The organism is Pseudoalteromonas byunsanensis, from assembly GCF_001854475.1.
GTDB classification, from domain to species: domain Bacteria; phylum Pseudomonadota; class Gammaproteobacteria; order Enterobacterales; family Alteromonadaceae; genus Pseudoalteromonas; species Pseudoalteromonas byunsanensis.
Window position 1 is genome coordinate 1 of sequence record NZ_MNAN01000016.1, and the last position, 2,987, is coordinate 2,987.

At 50.5% G+C, this 2,987-nt stretch carries 1 rRNA gene; it reads left to right on the forward strand.

Annotated elements, in window-relative coordinates:
* Window positions 1-2,965, forward strand: a 23S ribosomal RNA gene (locus BIW53_RS02100); the annotation flags it as partial.
* Window positions 2,966-2,987: the final 22 nt, after the last annotated feature.

Genomic DNA, 2,987 nt, shown 5'->3' on the forward strand with positions numbered 1-2,987 from the left:
GTACACGGTGGATGCCTTGGCAGTTGGAGGCGATGAAGGACGTACTAACTTGCGATAAGCCTAGTTGAGCCAGTAAGAGGCGCTTGAGACTAGGATTTCCGAATGGGGAAACCCACCTGCTTGCAGGTATCATATGGTGAATACATAGCCATATGAGGCGAACGCGGAGAACTGAAACATCTAAGTACCCGTAGGAAAAGAAATCAACCGAGATTCCGAAAGTAGCGGCGAGCGAAATCGGACCAGCCCTTAAGCTTTAGTGTAGTTAGTGGAACATTCTGGAAAGTATGACGAAACAGGGTGATAGTCCCGTACACAAAAACTTATCTAAAGTGAAATCGAGTAGGTCGGAGCACGTGAAACTTTGACTGAATATGGGGGGACCATCCTCCAAGGCTAAATACTCCCAACTGACCGATAGTGAACCAGTACCGTGAGGGAAAGGCGAAAAGAACCCCTGTGAGGGGAGTGAAATAGAACCTGAAACCGTGTACGTACAAGCAGTAGGAGCACCTTCGTGGTGTGACTGCGTACCTTTTGTATAATGGGTCAGCGACTTATATTTTGTAGCGAGGTTAACCGAATAGGGTAGCCGTAGCGAAAGCGAGTCTTAACTGGGCGCTTAGTTGCAAGGTATAGACCCGAAACCCGGTGATCTAGCCATGGGCAGGTTGAAGGTTGAGTAACATCAACTGGAGGACCGAACCCACTAACGTTGAAAAGTTAGGGGATGACCTGTGGCTAGGAGTGAAAGGCTAATCAAACCGGGAGATAGCTGGTTCTCCCCGAAATCTATTTAGGTAGAGCCTCGGACGAATACTTACGGGGGTAGAGCACTGTTAAGGCTAGGGGGTCATCCCGACTTACCAACCCTTTGCAAACTCCGAATACCGTAAAGTAATATCCGGGAGACACACGGCGGGTGCTAACGTCCGTCGTGAAGAGGGAAACAACCCAGACCGCCAGCTAAGGTCCCAAAGTGTATGTTAAGTGGGAAACGATGTGGGAAGGCTAAAACAGCTAGGAGGTTGGCTTAGAAGCAGCCACCCTTTAAAGAAAGCGTAATAGCTCACTAGTCGAGTCGGCCTGCGCGGAAGATGTAACGGGGCTAAACATACCACCGAAGCTGCGGCTGCGAATATACCACCCAAACTATTTTAAGATTAACGTTGACGCACGAAGTGCCCAACGGTCAAGCGTTCAACCTGTTGAGTTGGACAGAGATAGTTTCGGGGTATATTCGCGGGGTAGGGGAGCGTTCTGTAAGCCGTTGAAGGTGTACCGGGAGGTATGCTGGAGGTATCAGAAGTGCGAATGCTGACATGAGTAACGATAAGAGGAGTGAAAAACTCCTCCGCCGGAAGACCAAGGGTTCCTATCCCATGTTAATCAGGGTAGGGTAAGTCGACCCCTAAGGCGAGGCTGAAGAGCGTAGTCGATGGGAAACGGGTTAATATTCCCGTACTTGGAATAATTGCGATGGGGGGACGGAGCAGGCTAAGTAAGCATGGCGTTGGTTGTCCATGTGAAAGTATGTAGGCTGAGAGTTTAGGAAAATCCGGACTCTTAAGGCTGAGATACGAGACGAGCCACTACGGTGGTGAAGTTACTGATGCCCTACTTCCAGGAAAAGCCTCTAAGCTTCAGATTATTTCGAATCGTACCCCAAACCGACACAGGTGGTCAGGTAGAGAATACTAAGGCGCTTGAGAGAACTCGGGTGAAGGAACTAGGCAAAATCGTACCGTAACTTCGGGAGAAGGTACGCTGACATTAGGTGAAGGACTTCGCGTCTGGAGCTGAAGTCAGCCGCAGTGACCAGGTGGCTGGGACTGTTTATTAAAAACACAGCACTGTGCAAAATCGTAAGATGACGTATACGGTGTGACACCTGCCCGGTGCCGGAAGGTTAATTGATGGGGTTAGACTTAGGTCGAAGCTCTTGATCGAAGCCCCGGTAAACGGCGGCCGTAACTATAACGGTCCTAAGGTAGCGAAATTCCTTGTCGGGTAAGTTCCGACCTGCACGAATGGTGTAACCATGGCCACGCTGTCTCCACCCGAGACTCAGTGAAATTGAAATCGCAGTGAAGATGCTGTGTACCCGCGGCTAGACGGAAAGACCCCGTGAACCTTTACTACAGCTTGGCACTGAACATTGACCCTACATGTGTAGGATAGGTGGGAGGCTTTGAAGCACAGACGCTAGTTTGTGTGGAGCCGACCTTGAAATACCACCCTTGTAGTGTTGATGTTCTAACTTAGGCCCCTAATCGGGGTTGAGGACAGTGCCTGGTGGGTAGTTTGACTGGGGCGGTCTCCTCCCAAAGAGTAACGGAGGAGCACGAAGGTTGGCTAAGTACGGTCGGACATCGTACGGTTAGTGTAATGGTAGAAGCCAGCTTAACTGCGAGACAGACACGTCGAGCAGGTACGAAAGTAGGTCATAGTGATCCGGTGGTTCTGAATGGAAGGGCCATCGCTCAACGGATAAAAGGTACTCCGGGGATAACAGGCTGATACCGCCCAAGAGTTCATATCGACGGCGGTGTTTGGCACCTCGATGTCGGCTCATCACATCCTGGGGCTGAAGTCGGTCCCAAGGGTATGGCTGTTCGCCATTTAAAGTGGTACGCGAGCTGGGTTTAGAACGTCGTGAGACAGTTCGGTCCCTATCTGCCGTGGGCGTTTGAGAATTGAGAGGGGCTGCTCCTAGTACGAGAGGACCGGAGTGGACGAACCGCTGGTGTTCGGGTTGTGATGCCAATTGCATTGCCCGGTAGCTACGTTCGGAATCGATAACCGCTGAAAGCATCTAAGCGGGAAGCGAGCCTCGAGATGAGTTCTCACTTTAACTTTAAGTTAACTGAAGGGCCGTTGAAGACTACAACGTTGATAGGCTGGGTGTGGAAGTGTAGCGATACATTAAGCTAACCAGTACTAATTACCCGTGAGGCTTAACCATACAACGCCAAAGTGGTTTTACA